Source organism: Mesorhizobium sp. M7A.F.Ca.CA.002.04.1.1 (assembly GCF_004022805.1).
Classification (GTDB): Bacteria; Pseudomonadota; Alphaproteobacteria; order Rhizobiales; family Rhizobiaceae; genus Mesorhizobium; species Mesorhizobium ciceri.
The window spans coordinates 1-303 of the sequence record NZ_RZPL01001356.1 but is presented as its reverse complement, the minus strand read 5'-3'; the positions used below and the strand labels follow the sequence as shown (position 1 = coordinate 303).

Here is a 303-nt window from a genome sequence, read left to right as displayed (position 1 = left end):
GGGCTGACGGACCGATCGCGGCGGCCCTATCGCCACGCCAATCAGCTTCCGTTTCAAATCGAGAAGCTGATTGTGCGCCTCAAGCAAGACAAGCCGACATGGGGTGCGCCGAAGATACGCGAGCGGCTGGCCCGGCTGTATCCGGATGTGCACCGGCCCGCGATCTCGACGGTGCATGCCGTGCTCGACCGCCACGGCATGGTCGAGCGCCGCAAGCGCAGGCGCAACAGGGCGACGGGGACACCACTTTCAAACGGCTGTCGCCCTAACGATCTTTGGTGTGCCGACTACAAGGGCGAGTTC

General features: G+C 64.4%; 1 protein-coding gene. It reads left to right on the top strand.

The genetic code is table 11. The features are described from left to right. The coding region (locus ENZ75_RS34195; protein WP_206524598.1) for a helix-turn-helix domain-containing protein at nt 1–303 on the top strand (303 nt) is incomplete at both ends.